The organism is Ruegeria sp. BG6, assembly GCF_056538465.1.
In genome coordinates this window covers 89385-103138 of record NZ_JBQFTB010000001.1, presented here as the reverse complement: position 1 = coordinate 103138, position 13754 = coordinate 89385, and the positions used below count along the sequence as shown (strand labels likewise).

At 58.8% G+C, this 13754-nt stretch carries 15 protein-coding genes; 8 read left to right on the top strand and 7 right to left on the bottom strand.

The genetic code is table 11. The features are described from left to right. Window positions 1–4: 4 nt before the first annotated feature. From ACR0JW_RS00520 to ACR0JW_RS00505, 4 genes are all read left to right on the top strand, one after another. Window positions 5–175, top strand: coding sequence for a hypothetical protein (locus ACR0JW_RS00520; protein ID WP_170610462.1), 171 nt, complete (start codon window positions 5–7; stop codon window positions 173–175). A 4-nt stretch (window positions 176–179) separates the two neighbouring features. Next, window positions 180–1364 carry a vWA domain-containing protein gene (locus ACR0JW_RS00515; RefSeq protein ID WP_170677511.1) on the top strand — a complete coding sequence of 395 codons (1185 nt, stop codon included), beginning with the start codon at window positions 180–182 and terminating at the stop codon, window positions 1362–1364. A gap of 74 nt (window positions 1365–1438) precedes the next feature. Continuing rightward, window positions 1439–1735 (top strand): antibiotic biosynthesis monooxygenase, encoded by a 297-nt coding sequence (locus ACR0JW_RS00510; RefSeq protein WP_170677513.1) that lies wholly within the window; start codon window positions 1439–1441, stop codon window positions 1733–1735. 81 nt (window positions 1736–1816) lie between these two features. After that, a complete protein-coding gene (locus tag ACR0JW_RS00505) occupies window positions 1817–2506 on the top strand; it encodes a M48 family metallopeptidase (RefSeq protein ID WP_170677515.1) in 690 nt (229 codons plus the stop codon). Between the two features lie 45 nt (window positions 2507–2551). Here ACR0JW_RS00505 and ACR0JW_RS00500 read toward each other — a convergent pair whose 3' ends face one another. The 5 genes from ACR0JW_RS00500 to ACR0JW_RS00480 are packed head-to-tail and all read right to left on the bottom strand — an operon-like array spanning window position 2552 to window position 7917. Then, complete coding sequence (locus tag ACR0JW_RS00500) at window positions 2552–3103, bottom strand: RSP_2648 family PIN domain-containing protein (protein ID WP_170677517.1); 552 nt, start codon at window positions 3101–3103, stop codon at window positions 2552–2554. Further along, the gene (locus ACR0JW_RS00495; RefSeq protein WP_170677519.1) at window positions 3100–4308 is read right to left on the bottom strand and encodes an RSP_2647 family RNA methyltransferase; all 1209 of its coding nucleotides are present in this window, start codon (window positions 4306–4308) and stop codon (window positions 3100–3102) included. Before ACR0JW_RS00495 ends, ACR0JW_RS00500 begins: the two co-directional genes overlap by 4 nt. A gap of 43 nt (window positions 4309–4351) precedes the next feature. Beyond that, on the bottom strand, window positions 4352–4624 hold the full coding sequence (locus ACR0JW_RS00490) for a hypothetical protein (RefSeq protein ID WP_170805528.1): 273 nt from the start codon (window positions 4622–4624) through the stop codon (window positions 4352–4354). Continuing rightward, the gene (locus tag ACR0JW_RS00485; protein ID WP_480713478.1) at window positions 4608–7403 is read right to left on the bottom strand and encodes a [protein-PII] uridylyltransferase family protein; all 2796 of its coding nucleotides are present in this window, start codon (window positions 7401–7403) and stop codon (window positions 4608–4610) included. Before ACR0JW_RS00485 ends, ACR0JW_RS00490 begins: the two co-directional genes overlap by 17 nt. Before the next feature lie 49 nt (window positions 7404–7452). Then, the gene (locus ACR0JW_RS00480) at window positions 7453–7917 is read right to left on the bottom strand and encodes a DUF4440 domain-containing protein (RefSeq protein WP_480713477.1); all 465 of its coding nucleotides are present in this window, start codon (window positions 7915–7917) and stop codon (window positions 7453–7455) included. A 78-nt stretch (window positions 7918–7995) separates the two neighbouring features. Between ACR0JW_RS00480 and ACR0JW_RS00475 the strand changes: the two genes are divergently transcribed. The 4 genes from ACR0JW_RS00475 to ACR0JW_RS00460 all read left to right on the top strand — a co-directional run bounded on the left by ACR0JW_RS00475 (window position 7996) and on the right by ACR0JW_RS00460 (window position 10217). Then, window positions 7996–8418 carry a DUF2852 domain-containing protein gene (locus ACR0JW_RS00475; protein WP_170619150.1) on the top strand — a complete coding sequence of 141 codons (423 nt, stop codon included), beginning with the start codon at window positions 7996–7998 and terminating at the stop codon, window positions 8416–8418. 66 nt (window positions 8419–8484) lie between these two features. Next, entirely contained in the window at window positions 8485–8916 is a 432-nt protein-coding gene (locus tag ACR0JW_RS00470; protein ID WP_170677527.1) for an RDD family protein, read from the top strand. A gap of 77 nt (window positions 8917–8993) precedes the next feature. Next, on the top strand, window positions 8994–9818 hold the full coding sequence (locus ACR0JW_RS00465) for an arginyltransferase (protein WP_170677529.1): 825 nt from the start codon (window positions 8994–8996) through the stop codon (window positions 9816–9818). Window positions 9819–9827: 9 nt separating this feature from the next. Continuing rightward, window positions 9828–10217 (top strand): VOC family protein, encoded by a 390-nt coding sequence (locus ACR0JW_RS00460; RefSeq protein ID WP_170677531.1) that lies wholly within the window; start codon window positions 9828–9830, stop codon window positions 10215–10217. A gap of 131 nt (window positions 10218–10348) precedes the next feature. On the opposite strand, the gene ACR0JW_RS00455 is transcribed toward ACR0JW_RS00460, so the two are convergent. Next, the gene (locus ACR0JW_RS00455) at window positions 10349–12703 is read right to left on the bottom strand and encodes a TRAP transporter large permease subunit (RefSeq protein WP_480713476.1); all 2355 of its coding nucleotides are present in this window, start codon (window positions 12701–12703) and stop codon (window positions 10349–10351) included. Between the two features lie 17 nt (window positions 12704–12720). Further along, complete coding sequence (locus ACR0JW_RS00450) at window positions 12721–13647, bottom strand: TRAP transporter small permease subunit (protein ID WP_170610432.1); 927 nt, start codon at window positions 13645–13647, stop codon at window positions 12721–12723. Window positions 13648–13754: the final 107 nt, after the last annotated feature.

The window sequence follows — 13754 nt, the reverse complement described above, 5'->3', positions numbered from 1 at the left end:
GCGAATGGTAGTGGTTCTGGGCATGGCGGTTCTGGGCGCAATTTTGGGGGCGCTGACCGCGCGAAAACGCAATGGGTCCGGGGCGGACATTGCACAATACGCCGCCGGATACGGCATCGCGTTCGCATTGGCAGGTTTGGTGATGTCCCTGATCCTGGTTCGTCTGGTAGCCTGATCCGATGTTTCTGCCCTTCTTCGAAAACCTTCGCAAAGCTGGCATTCCGGTGTCTCTGCGCGAGTATCTGACGTTTCTGGAAGGGATGAAAAAAGGGCTGGCCACCTATGATGTTGAGGCCTTCTATTACCTCGCCCGTGTGTCGATGGTGAAGGACGAACGTAACATCGACAAATTCGACCGGGCCTTTGCCGCCAGCTTCGAAGGACTGAACGAGATCAGTTTCGATCAGGTGCTGGAGGCGGTCGATATCCCCGCCGACTGGCTTGCCAGGATGGCTGAAAAGCACCTTAGCGACGAGGAAAAGGCCGAAATCGAGGCTCTGGGCGGATTTGACAAGCTGATGGAGACGCTGCGCGAGCGTCTGAAAGAGCAGCAAGGCCGCCACCAAGGCGGCAACAAGTGGATCGGCACCGCCGGAACCTCGCCGTTCGGCGCCTATGGCTACAACCCCGAAGGCGTACGGATCGGTCAAAAGGAAAGCCGCCATCAGCGCGCGGTCAAGGTCTGGGATAAGCGTGAATTCAGGAACTTAGACGACACAGTTGAACTGGGCACCCGCAACATCAAATTGGCACTGAAACGCCTGCGTCGCTGGGCCCGTGAAGGGGCTGCCGAAGAACTGGATATGGACGGAACAATCCGGGCCACGGCCGAACACGGCTATCTGGATGTCAAAACCCGGCCTGAACGTCACAACGCCGTAAAAGTGCTGCTGTTTCTGGACGTGGGCGGTTCGATGGACCCGCATATCAAGGTGGTCGAGGAGCTGTTCTCGGCCGCCCGGACCGAGTTCAAGCATCTTGAATACTACTATTTCCACAATTGCCTCTATGAAGGCGTCTGGCGCGACAATCGCCGCCGTTGGGGTCAACAGACACCGACCCACGAAGTGCTGCGCACCTATGGTCCGGACTACAAGTGTATCTTTGTCGGCGACGCTTCGATGAGCCCTTACGAGATCGCCTATCCCGGTGGCGCGAACGAGCATTGGAACAAAGAGGCTGGTCAGGTCTGGCTGCAACGCGCGCGCGAGCAGTGGACATCGAACCTGTGGATCAATCCGGTCCCCGAGAAATACTGGGAATACACTCACTCGATCGGAATGATCCGCGAGATTTTCGAGGATCGCATGGTGCCGATGACACTGGCTGGACTGGAGCAAGGGATGCGCGAACTGACGCGGTAACGTCAGGGGAGCCGGGCACAAGGCGCACCATGTTATGATGTACCATTCTCACCATGTCGGAGAGGTACACGAAAATGATCATTCGCATCTTTCAGGTTGTAACACGCCCTGGCAAAGAGGAAGAGTTTGGCAGGTTTTTCCATGAAACCGCAATTCCGCTTATGAAAAGCACCAAGGGAATCGTAAATGTGCTTCCCGGTGCGCCGCGGAAAGAGACCCCCAGAGAATTCAGTTTTGTCATGGTTTGGGAGAGTTTGGACGCCCTGAAAGCCTTTGTCGGGGAAGATTACGCCAGCCCGCATATCGACCCCGCCGAGGCTGAACTGGTCGAAAGCAGATTGATAAAGCATTACAATCTGGTCGAATCCTGAATTCCAACGCCCAGATCACAACCTGCGTTCAATCCGAGAATTCAGGTTGCCCTGAGCGGCCTGCACGCCCATATCTGAACTATGCTTCGTCTGACCCCGATCCTGCTGGCCATAGCCTATGCCGTTGTGATGTATCGCATCTCGGTCTGGCGCACGCATCGGGATCTGGATGCCAAATCGACCGAACTGGCAGACCCTGCACTGAAGCGGATGACCGACCGGCTGGCCGCCGCATTGAATGTGGATCGGGTGCCGGTCTATATTTACGAGATTGATCCTGTTAACGGGCTGGCCTCGCCGGATGGCCGCATCTTCATCACACGCGGCTTTTACCGGAAATTCGCAAACGGAGAGGTTTCCGCCGAAGAAATGGCCAGTGTCATCGCTCATGAGCTGGGCCATGTTGCGCTTGGACATGCACGGCGGCGGATGATCGACTTTTCCGGGCAGAACGCTTTGCGCGCAGCGCTGATGATGCTGCTGAACCGGTTCATTCCCTTCATCGGTGCCTGGATTGCCAATATACTGACGCATCTGCTGGCATCGCGACTGTCGCGTGGCGATGAGTATGAAGCGGATGAGTATGCCGCTGCGCTTCTGACCAAGGCAGGGATCGGAATTGGCCCGCAGAAATCACTGTTTCACAAGCTGGAAGGCCTGACCCAGCAGCGCGCCGGTGTTGTTCCGGCCTGGTTGATGAGCCATCCGAAGACGGATGAGCGGATTGCGGCGCTGGAAGTCCTTGAACAGCGTTGGGGATCAAACGGTTAGGGCCGGAACTTGGGGTCGGCGCCCCTTTCGCTCTCCGAGGGACTTTCAAACAGAAGTCGTATGCAGCGCTTTGCCCAGACGCGGCAGGCGGGCTTTTTTCATGAGCGCGCGCATGGACCATTGATCGCCGGACAGACGGTTGGCCTCGGCCAGAACGCGCGCGGCGCTTTGGGTTATTCCTTCGGGGTCAGCGGTCCAGAAACCATGCAAAAAGGTATCGGGGTCGATCCGTTCAAGGCCCTCTTCGGCCAGAAGGTTTCTGGGAAAATCCTTGGCGTTTACCGTGACAATAACATCAGCGGAACTGGCGATTGCTGTTGCCAGCACGTGGATGTCCGCAACATCAGGCAGCCACAGTCGGTTTTCGATACCCGGAGCCGCTGACTTTGCTGCGCCCGGCCATTGCGTCTGTGTCAGAGCGATTTCGGCGCGGGCCTGCGTTTCACCGTCAGGGCCCAGCTTGCGCGCGGCACGGGCCCATTCCTCGAGGATACGGTCCGACCAGACAGGCGTGAAATGGCCCAGACGGGCCGCGCCCAGCAGCATCTCTCGCATCACCGTGGGGTAGATGACGCAGGTGTCCAGAACCGCCTTCACAACCGGAAGAAGACCGCTTTGAGGTAGCCGCTTTCGGCCAGTTGCGGCAGCTGTGGGTGGTCCGAACCGGCGAAACCTGTGTGGATCAGTTGCGCCTGCCGCCCGGCCCGCCCGATCCCGCGGGCCGACGCGTCCCTGAAGCGGCCCAGATCAGCCGCGTGGGAACAAGAGCACAAGCCCAGATACCCGCCAGGTTTGACCAGCGGGGCGGCCAGACGCGCAATACGTTCATAAGCCCGCAAACCGGCATCAAGCGCTTGTTTCGAAGGTGCAAATGCCGGGGGGTCGCAGACCACGACGTCAAAGCGGGCCCCTTCTTCGCCCAACTGGGTCAAAACATCGAACGCATCACCCTGCCGGGTGCTGAAGCGGTCCAAAAAGCCGGAGGCCGCGGCCCCCTTGGTCGCCAGATCCAGCGCTGCTGCAGATCCATCCACGGATAGCGCACCAGCAGCGCCGCCCGCCAACATCGCCAGACCGAAGCCGCCCACATGGCTGAACACGTCCAGTACCTGAGCACCGGGATGCACCAGTCTGGCGGCAAAGGCGTGATTTGGGCGTTGATCGTAGAACAGACCGGTTTTCTGGCCGCCCGTCAGATCGGCCATGTAGGTCGCGCCATTCATCGGAACGTGCAACGGAGCATCCGGGGCCGTACCGCGCAGGGTCATGTTCACATCATCCAGCCCTTCCAGCCCGCGCATACGACCAGAGGCATTCTTGAGCACCGTGGAAACCCCGGTCACCTTGACCAGCGCATCCGTCAGCCTGTCCAGATGGGCTTCGGCCCAAGCTGCGTTAGGCTGGATCACGCAGGCGTCACCAAAACGATCGATGATGACGCCCGGGAATCCGTCGGCCTCGGCATGCACGAGGCGATAATAGGGTGCGTCGAACAAACGCTCGCGCATCTCCAGCGCCCGTGTCAGGCGGGTTTCAAACCACGCTGCATCAAGCTGCGCGTTCAGATCGCGATCGAGAACGCGGCACATGATTTTTGAATCCGGGTTGACCGCCACTAGTGCGATCGGCGCCCGTTTGTCGTCTTCCAGAACGGCAAGCGCGCCTGCTGCGATCTTGCGCGTGCGGCGGTCGGTGACGATGTCGTTGGCATAAACCCAGGGAAAACCATGGCGCAGACCGCGCGCGTTGGCTTTGGGTTTCAGACGGATGGAAGGGCGATCTGTTTCAGCAGGCTGGGTCATGGCGCCCTCTTAGTGGCGAACGCAGGTCTGCGAAACCCCTTGTTTACCTGTCGCGCCCGCGCCAGCCGCCGCGCCGCTTCGGAGCCTGAGCGGTTTGCAGCCCCTCACTCAGCACCTGCGTCATAGGATGTTCAGCATTTTCAGTTGCGTAAGCCGCGTGCAACTCGGTCAGGGCCTGCGTCTGATCACGATCCGCAGGCAGGCTGAGCGCCCAGTCCAGAAAGATACTGCGGCATTCGGGCAAAGTGATGCCGTCTATGCGATAGGCTTCGAGTATCAGACCCTTGTGATCGTTTGGATCAGAGTTTCGGCCCATCGTCTTCCCCTTGCATCACCATCCCGATCAGCCGGGCGGCCGTATCGTAGCTTTCCTGCAGCGCGTTCTGCAACTGGCTGACCTGATCAAATCCGGTGGCCCGGCAAAGGAAGGCGGTGCCGCCTTCGCCGATCTGATCAGCCTCGATAACTTTACCCGACAGCAGTCGCGCAGCGCATTGTACTGACCAGCATAGGTCGTAACAGTCTTTCAGAGATTGTGCCTGCGCGACATCCAGCAACCCGGCAGCGACCGCACCATCCAGCCCGGAATGCACGTCGCGATGGGGAATGCCTGCCAGCAACGCTCCGGTTTCGGCCATCAGTTCGATATCCATCATCCGCCCCGGGCCGTTCTTGGCATCCCAGATACCAGCCGGCGATTTTGCGGCGGCAAGCCGTTCCCGCATTTCGGCGACCTCCCGCAAGATCTTGTCCCGGTCGCGCGGCTGCGCCATGAAATCTGCGCGGAAGGTTTCGATCGCATCGCCAAGGTCCGGGTCACCGCCCACAACGCGGGCACGGGTCAGCGCCAGATGTTCCCACACCCAGGCCTCATTCTTCTGGTAATTGGTAAAGCTGGCCCAGCTTGTTGCCACCGGACCCTGATTGCCTGAGGGGCGCAGGCGCATGTCGACCTCATAAAGCCGTCCTTGCGACATCGGCGCAGACAAGGCGGTGATCAGGGCCTGTGTAAATCGGGCAAAATACGGACGCGTGCCCAACGGACGCGGCCCGTCCGACATATCCTGGTCCAGCGGATCATAGATGACAATCATGTCCAGATCGGATTGCGAGTTGATCTGCCCCGCCCCCAGCGAGCCCATGCCCAGAACCACGGCCCCGCGCCCCGGCGCCGGACCATGTTTGCGGGCAAACTGCTCGGCCACGCAGGGCAGGATTGCGGCGATCACGGCATGAGCCAGTTCGGCGTATTGCCGCCCGGCCTCAACTCCGTCGATCAATCCGCGCAGGTGATGTACACCGATGCGGAAATGCCATTCCTTGCACCAGCGCCGCGCCAGATCCAGCCGGGATTCATAATCGTCCTCACCAGACAACGCCTGCGTCAACTCAGCCTCAAGCGCGGCCTGCCCGGGCCAATCGGCAAAGAAACTGCCGCCAATAACGGCATCAAAAACCGAAGCGTTGCGCGATAAATGCGTGGCCAGCGCATGTGAAGTGCCAACAATATCGATCAGCAGGTCGATCAGTTGCGGGTTGGCTTCGAACAGGGAAAACAACTGGACCCCGGCGGGCAATCCGGCCAGAAACCCATCAAGCGCCTGCAACGCCTCGTCGGGCTGGGCTGTCTTGGCCAGACGCGAGAGCAATTCGGGCTTCAGGCGTTCGAATATCCGTGCGCCGCGCTGCGAGCGCAAAGCGGGGTAAGTCGGCCAGCGGGCCAAAACGTTCTTGTCAAATTCTACGCTTTCTACCGAGGTCGGCCGTGGGCCATGCCCCGGGGCGAAAAACCCTTCGGTCAGTTCATGTACTTCGGTCAGCCTGCGGGTCAGGTCCGATTGCAACGCGGCGCTGCTGATCCCCATCAGGCAGGCGACGCGTTCAATTCCGTCTTCGGATTTCGGAACCTTGTGGGTCTGGGCGTCGTGAACCATCTGGATGCGGTGCTCAACCTCGCGATGGGCGCGGTAGTGATCGCTGAGCTTTTCTGAAACGTCCTGCGGCACCCACCCCTTGTTCGCCAGCGCCGCCAACCCCGGAACCGTTGCGCGCAGCCGCAGATCCGGGTCGCGGCCACCCGCAATCAACTGGCGTGTCTGGGTGAAGAACTCGATTTCCCGAATGCCACCTTGCCCCAGTTTCATGTCATGGCCCGGGATGGTCAGCGTGCCGCCGGTCCCCTTGTTTTCCCGAATGCGCAAGCGCATGTCGTGGGCGTCCTGAATCGCGGCAAAGTCCAGATGGCGCCGCCAGACAAAGGGGCGCAGCGCGTCAAGAAACCTGTCCCCGGCGGAAATATCGCCCGCGCAGGGGCGCGCCTTGATATAGGCGGCGCGTTCCCATGTGCGACCCAGGCTTTCATAGTACCGTTCAGCCGCTTCCATCGCCATGCAGACCGGTGTTACGGCCGGGTCGGGACGCAGGCGCAGATCGGTGCGGAATACATAGCCATCAGCGGTTTTCTCGCTCAGCGTGGCGCAGAAGTTCCGGGTCGCGCGCACCATGCTTTGCCGCGCGTCATAGAAATCATCCGGTTCGAAACGTGTCTCGTCAAACAAGACGATCAGATCGATGTCCGAACTGTAATTCAGTTCGTGCGCACCCATCTTTCCCATAGCCAGGATGACCATTCCCGCAGCGTTTACAACATCTTCCTCGGTCATCCCCGGCAGTTTGCCGCGTCTGATCAGAGCCGCGATTTCCGCCTTGGCGGCGACATCCGCTGCCAGCGCACCAAAATCGGTCAGCGCTGCGGTTACTTTTTCCAGAGGCCAGGCCCCGGACAGATCGGCAAGCGCGGTCAGCAAGGCCACGCGCCGCTTGGCCTGCCGCAACCCCGGTTTCAACTGATCCGGCGGCAATGCACGGGCGGCATCCATCACATCTGCCAGCGCCTGATCAGGGTGGTGCAATGCGCCCGACAGCCATTCGGCCTCTCGTTCAACAAGGCTTTTCAGATAAGGACTGGAACCGGCTGTTCCGGCGATCAGATCACCTTGTTCGCTGGTCAGATCGGGCACCAACGCCCGCGTCTCGGCCCCCAAAACGGGATCATAGGCGCGCGGTGCGCGAATAATGGCAAGTGCATTTGTCATGCGCGCAGGTTGCGCATCACCGTTGAGCAACGTCAATGAGACAATCCGGTCACTCTCCGGTCAAAGGCGTGTCCTGACTGAAACTGTTCACCCAAACGCCGTGCCGCCTTTCCCAAAGAGATGAAATCAACATCGCCTCTTTCATCTTCGAACTCGGGCGCGTGTAGTCAGCGCGATAACTCAGCAATACGATGTCCGCCGTCAAAACCCGGAGCCTCGCATCGCCGAGTTCAAAACTGGCCATCGTCGGCGCATCCGCGAACTGCCCGACATGAGCGTCACGGTTCGCAAAGCCCGTTGGGTACACGCCTAAGAAATCCGGGCTCAGCAAGGCCCGGTCAGCCGTCGCATCCCCCTCGACCAGCGCCGTCCAGACCTGGCGTTCAAGCGAAAGGATTTCTTCCAATGTCGGGGCGGATTTGTATTCGCGGTCATCCATAGCCGGAACCTGCGCGCGTGACGCCCCTGCGTCAACCGAAGTTGAGGAAATTGCCAAAATGTAAATCTTTTTCACATTACCCCTTGCAACCCGGTTTTACCGCTCCCATCTTGGTGATGTGAATACGATTTACATCAACCCCGGAGACCTGAAATGACCGCATTGTCCGACCACGCCACTCCCCAAAACCCGGGATGGCTGCACCGTTCCGAGGCCTGGCTTGACGACAAAGGCAAAGGCGCCTGGATTGCCGTCATGGTGCTTGGTTTCATTATCTTCTGGCCTATTGGCCTGGCCCTTCTGGCCTACATGATCTGGAGCAAACGAATGTTCAGCAAATCCTGCAGCCGCCGCAAAACCTGGCACAGCCACATGAGCGCCATGAAACCTTCGGGCAACAGCGCATTTGACGCCTACAAGGCCGACACGCTGGCCCGACTGGAGCGTGAACAGGCAGATTTCGAAGCATTTCTGCATCGCCTGCGCGAAGCCAAGGACAAGGCCGAATTCGACCAGTTCATGGATGAACGCGCCCGCGAAAACCATGATGAGCCGGAAAACGGCGAGCGCGCCTGATCCAGCCTTGCCCTGTCCCGTCATTCGGGACAGGGTACACCTGCATAACCTCCCGGAATTCCTTTAATGACCCACCTGCCCGATCCCGACCGCCAGCCTGAATTCTATCAGTCCGTGGCGATCAAACGCTTTGTCGCATGGCTTTTCGACATCGCTTTCATCTCGCTTCTTTGCATCGTCCCGGTCTTCCTGACATTTGGAATGGGCGTTTTCTTCCTGCCCCTGATCTACGGGGTTATCAGCTTTGTGTACCGGGTTGTCACCATCTCGAACGGATCCGCGACGCTGGGAATGCGCTTCATGAACATTGAATTGCGCGATGCCTTCGGTGCGCGGATGGATACCGGCAAAGCATTGGCCCATACCGCCGGCTATTTTGTCAGCATGGCATTCTTCGTAATCCAGATCATCTCTGTCATCATGATGCTGACCAGTTCCCGCTGCCAGGGGCTGACCGACGCGTTCCTTGGAACCGTCATGATCAACCAGCGGGCGTAAAAGAACCGACGCCTTGAATCACTTGGCGGCTCGCGGAAGCGTTGCTATCATCGCGTTGCGGGAAACACGGGACTTTCATGCGACACACGCTGCCAATAGCGCCACAATTCTATGTGACGGCACCACAGCCCTGTCCTTATCTTGAGGGCAGGATGGAGCGTAAATTGTTCACCGCCCTTCAGGGTGATGGCGCGGATCAGTTGAATAACTCGTTGTCCCAACAGGGTTTTCGCCGCTCTCAGAATGTACTCTACCGCCCGTCCTGCACGGACTGCGCCGCCTGCCTGTCCGCCCGGATCGACGTGTCGGCTTTTCAACCCAACAAAAGCCAGAGACGCGCCGCAAAACGCAATGAGGGTCTGGAGCGCCGCGCCAATTCCCCCTGGGCGACGGACGAACAGTACGAGCTGTTTCGCCGCTATCTCGATACCCGCCACGCCGATGGCGGTATGGCGGACATGGACGTTTTCGAGTTCGCCGCGATGATCGAGGAAACGCCGATCCGCAGTCGCGTGGTTGAATATGCTGACCCCAAAACCGGCGATCTGATCGCTGTCAGCCTGACAGATGTGCTCGATGACGGGCTGAGCATGGTTTATTCCTTTTACGACCCCGCCCAACCGTCCAACTCGCTTGGCACCTACATGATCCTCGATCATATCGATATCGCGCGCGAGGCTGGCCTGCCTTACGTGTACCTGGGCTACTGGGTTCCGGGCAGTCCCAAAATGGGATACAAGGCCCGGTTCTCGGGTCTGGAAGCATATATTCAGAACGAATGGAAACCTATCCGGGATCCTGATGGCATGCCTGATGCGCAGCATCATCCATTGTCTACAGCTCCGATTGCGGAACAAGTCGCCAATATCCAGCTGCCTGACCGCCACCCGACTAAAGGCTGAACAGCATCCATGCGCCAAAACCTGCACGCCGTCACGCTGGTGATTCCGGATTATGACGAGGCGATTGCATTCTATACCGAAACACTGAATTTTGCGCTGTTGCAGGATATTGCGCTTGGCGAAGGCAAGCGATGGGTTCGTGTTGCGCCACCGGGTTCCGGAGGCGCATCGCTTTTGCTCGCACAGGCTGACGGTCCCGACCAAAAGGCCGCCATCGGCAATCAAACAGGCGGCCGTGTCGGCTTTTTTCTGGAAACTGACAACTTCCAACGCGACCACACCGCAATGCGTGAAAACGGTGTCCATTTCGAAGAGGACCCCCGCCACGAACCCTATGGCACCGTCGCCGTCTGGTGCGATCCGTTCGGCAATCGCTGGGACCTGATCCAGTTTACCTGATCCGTATCTTCATCTGGCTGAAAATATCCCGGAGATGAACTGGCCAACGGCCAGGAAGGGGCTGGCCCCTTCCTACCAAGTTCAAAGCAAAGGGGGCCCGAAGGCCCCCTATTCGATTTGTCAGTCTTCGATCAATTCGGGATCAGATCCGGCACAATGGTTACAATCGATGGGAAGAACCACAGGATTCCGATGCCCACGACCTGAATCAGGACAAACGGAACGATCCCACGATAGATATGACCTGTTGTCACCTCTTTAGGCGCAACGCCCCTCAGGTAGAACAGCGCAAACCCAAATGGCGGTGTCAGGAACGAGGTCTGCAGGTTCACCGCCACCATGATCGTCACCCATTTTGGATCGAACGACCCGCCATAGATCACCGGGCCCACGATCGGGATCACGATGTAGATGATTTCCAGGAAATCCAGCACGAACCCAAGGATGAACAGCACCAGCATCACGATCAGGAAGACCGTGAACTCGTTGTCGAAACTCTTGAGGAATTGCTGGATATAGTGCTCGCCCCCGAACGAGATTACCACCAAGTTCAGCAATTGCGAGCCGATCAGGATCGTGAACACCATCGAGGTCACTTTTGCGGTTTCTCGCACCACAGGTGTCAGAACGCCGCTGGAGAACAACACCCAGCATCCGAACAGCAAGCCGAACAAGGCGAAAAGATAGGTACCGTAGGCCAGGAAGAAGGCTACCCAGGTCTCAGCGGTGACACCGCCCTGATTGATCCTAAGGTCGAAATTCACCCCAAGCAGCAAGCAGATGATCACGGCAAAGGTCGACCAGATGATGATATTGCCCGACCGTTCCTGATCCTTCAGCTTGCGGTATGCAGCCAGCATGATCGCACCACCAGCCCCCAGCGCGGCTGCCGGTGTTGGGTTGGTCACACCACCAAGGATCGAGCCCAATACAGCGATGATCAGAACCAGCGGCGGGAACACCACGCGGATCAGGTCGTTGGTCGCGCAGCGCGCGGCGGCCTCCTTGCAGCCATAGATGGCCAGCGCAAATGGCAACGCCAACAGCACGAACGTGGCCCCTGACGTGGTCGTTGGCGCAACCAGCAGCACATCGACCAGCAGCATCAGCAACAAGCCAATCCCACCTACGATCAAGGGCTGCACGGGACGGGATGGCGCGATGCCGCGGCCCAGCACCAGCGTCAGGCCCAACAGTACCACGACAATCGCAACGCCGGTTCCGATCGGCGCTGCGGCAGCAATCTTGGCTTCCTGCGCGGCGGCCAGCTCTTCTTCGCTCAGCCGCTGCGCCTCGGACACGCCACCGGCAGCGTCAATCGCCTCTTGCTCGGCGACGGCCTGATCCCATGCTTCCTGGCCATGCAAATCGATCATCGACGCCTGACATTCTGCCGACACGCTGGTCCGCAGCGAAGCGCCCTGCCCGATATCGGAAAACCCGGAGACAGTGATATTCTGGCTTCCGATCACGCCAACACTGCTCAGCAGGAAGGCACCGGCGATCAATGCCACCGGAGCACCCAACAGCCATGTCAGACCTTCGGCGCGCGTGATTGGTTCACCGCCACCGCCGGACATCTCGACCGCGGGCGCCTTTTCCGGGTTGAGCAGAGCGTAGCCAAAGGCATAAAGCGCGTAGAGCAACGCGAGCATGATCCCCGGCAGCAATGCCGCCTGAAACAGTGTCCCCACCGAAACCACAGCAGGCTCACCCAGATAGGTCAGCGCGTCGGTACATCCAGCCTCAACCGCCCGGGTTTCCTGTGCGGTGGAATACAAATCACCCGCCAATGTTCCCAGCAGAACGATCACGATGGAGGGCGGAATGATCTGCCCCAGCGTGCCCGAGGCAGCGATCACACCGGTCGCCAGTTCCGGCGAGTAGTTGTTGCGCAGCATGGTGGGCAGCGCCAGCAGACCCATGGTCACAACGGTCGCGCCCACGATACCGGTCGAGGCAGCCAGAAACGCGCCCACGACCACGATCGAAACGGCCAGACCACCGGGCAGCGGGCCAAAGACACGAGCCATGGTGGTCAGCAGGTCATTCGCGATTTTCGAGCGTTCCAGAGTGATGCCCATCAGCACGAACATCAAAACGGCCAGAAGGGTTTCAATCGACTGCCCCGCCAGAACACGCTCGTTCATGCGGTTCACGATGAAGGATACGTTCCGGTCCAGCGCTGTTTCCCAGCCTGCGGTAAAGACCGGTTCCGCAATCGTGGGCAAGTCCGGATATCGAAACACCGAGATCACATCAGGTTTGACACCCGAGTTCACGACGTCCCGATAGGCTTGTGACCCGGTGTCGATTGCCTGATGGATCAGCAACCCGGCGCTGTCCAGAGCCGCTATGATCCCGAACGAGATCACCCCGGCCCCACCAATGGCGAAGGCCACCGGAAAGCCGCTCAGAATGCCTCCGAAAAGGCAGAAGAATACGATAATGAGGCCTATCTCGACGCCATCAAGTCCGAATAGCATTGTCTTGGTCTCCGTCCTTAATGTGCGCCTTCGTAGGCTTCTTCACCCTCACCAAGGCTGTCCTTGTCGAGGTATTTTCCTTCGCTCTCCGGCCCTTCCACAAATTCCAGGTAAGACCGGTAAAGGAATGCAATCGCGTGCAGGAACACCATTGCTGCAAAGGCAATCAGCAGAATTTTGAACAGGAAGTAGCCATTGAAACCATTGGGGCTGAAACCGATGGTTTCGACGTTCCAGCGCATCGCGCGGGATTTCATGACCAACCTGTCCAGCGTGTCGCTGGCTGATGGCTTCGGCACGATCAGGTGCCGCCACATGAAGTACCAGCCGTACATCCAGGTCAGTACCGCCATCGGCATCATGAACAGGACCGACCCCAGCATATCGACCACACGCTTGGCCCTGTAACTGATCCCGGCATAGATCAGGTCGACGCGCACGTGACCGCCCTGCACAAATGTGTAGGTGCAGCACAGGCACACGACCATGGCGTTGTATAGTTTAAGCTCTTCAGCATACCAACTGATGTCCATCTGGATCGGAATACCGAAACCAAATGCCATGTCCGGACGCGCGAACACGCGCTGCATGAAAACGATGACGATTTGCTGGATGACCATCAGCAGACCGGCCCAGGCAAAGAACCGGCCAGTGGTGTTGGCGAACCCTTCGAGACCGCGCACCATCCCCCACATAAAGTTCCTGAAATACAGCCCAACGGCCGTCAGAACCAGAAAGATGGTGAAAACCACAAAGAAGAACTCGACCGACCCGCCGTAGTAGACAAAGCGCATGATCGCCTCTTTGTCCGACCAGTTCAGCCAGAGCTGCGGATGCGTGATGGCGTATCCGAAATTATAGAAGGCTTCGGCAATGTTCTGAATGAACCACACCAGTCCATTCCACAGGGCGCCGAAGAACGAGATACCGTTTTCGTCCTGCATGTTGTCCCCAGGTCGCGTCAGTTGCACTTGTTATTATAGCCGGTTTGAAATCACCGTGCATGTGCAACAGGAAAGGTTCCCCCGCGTGTGCGGGGGAACCATGTGAG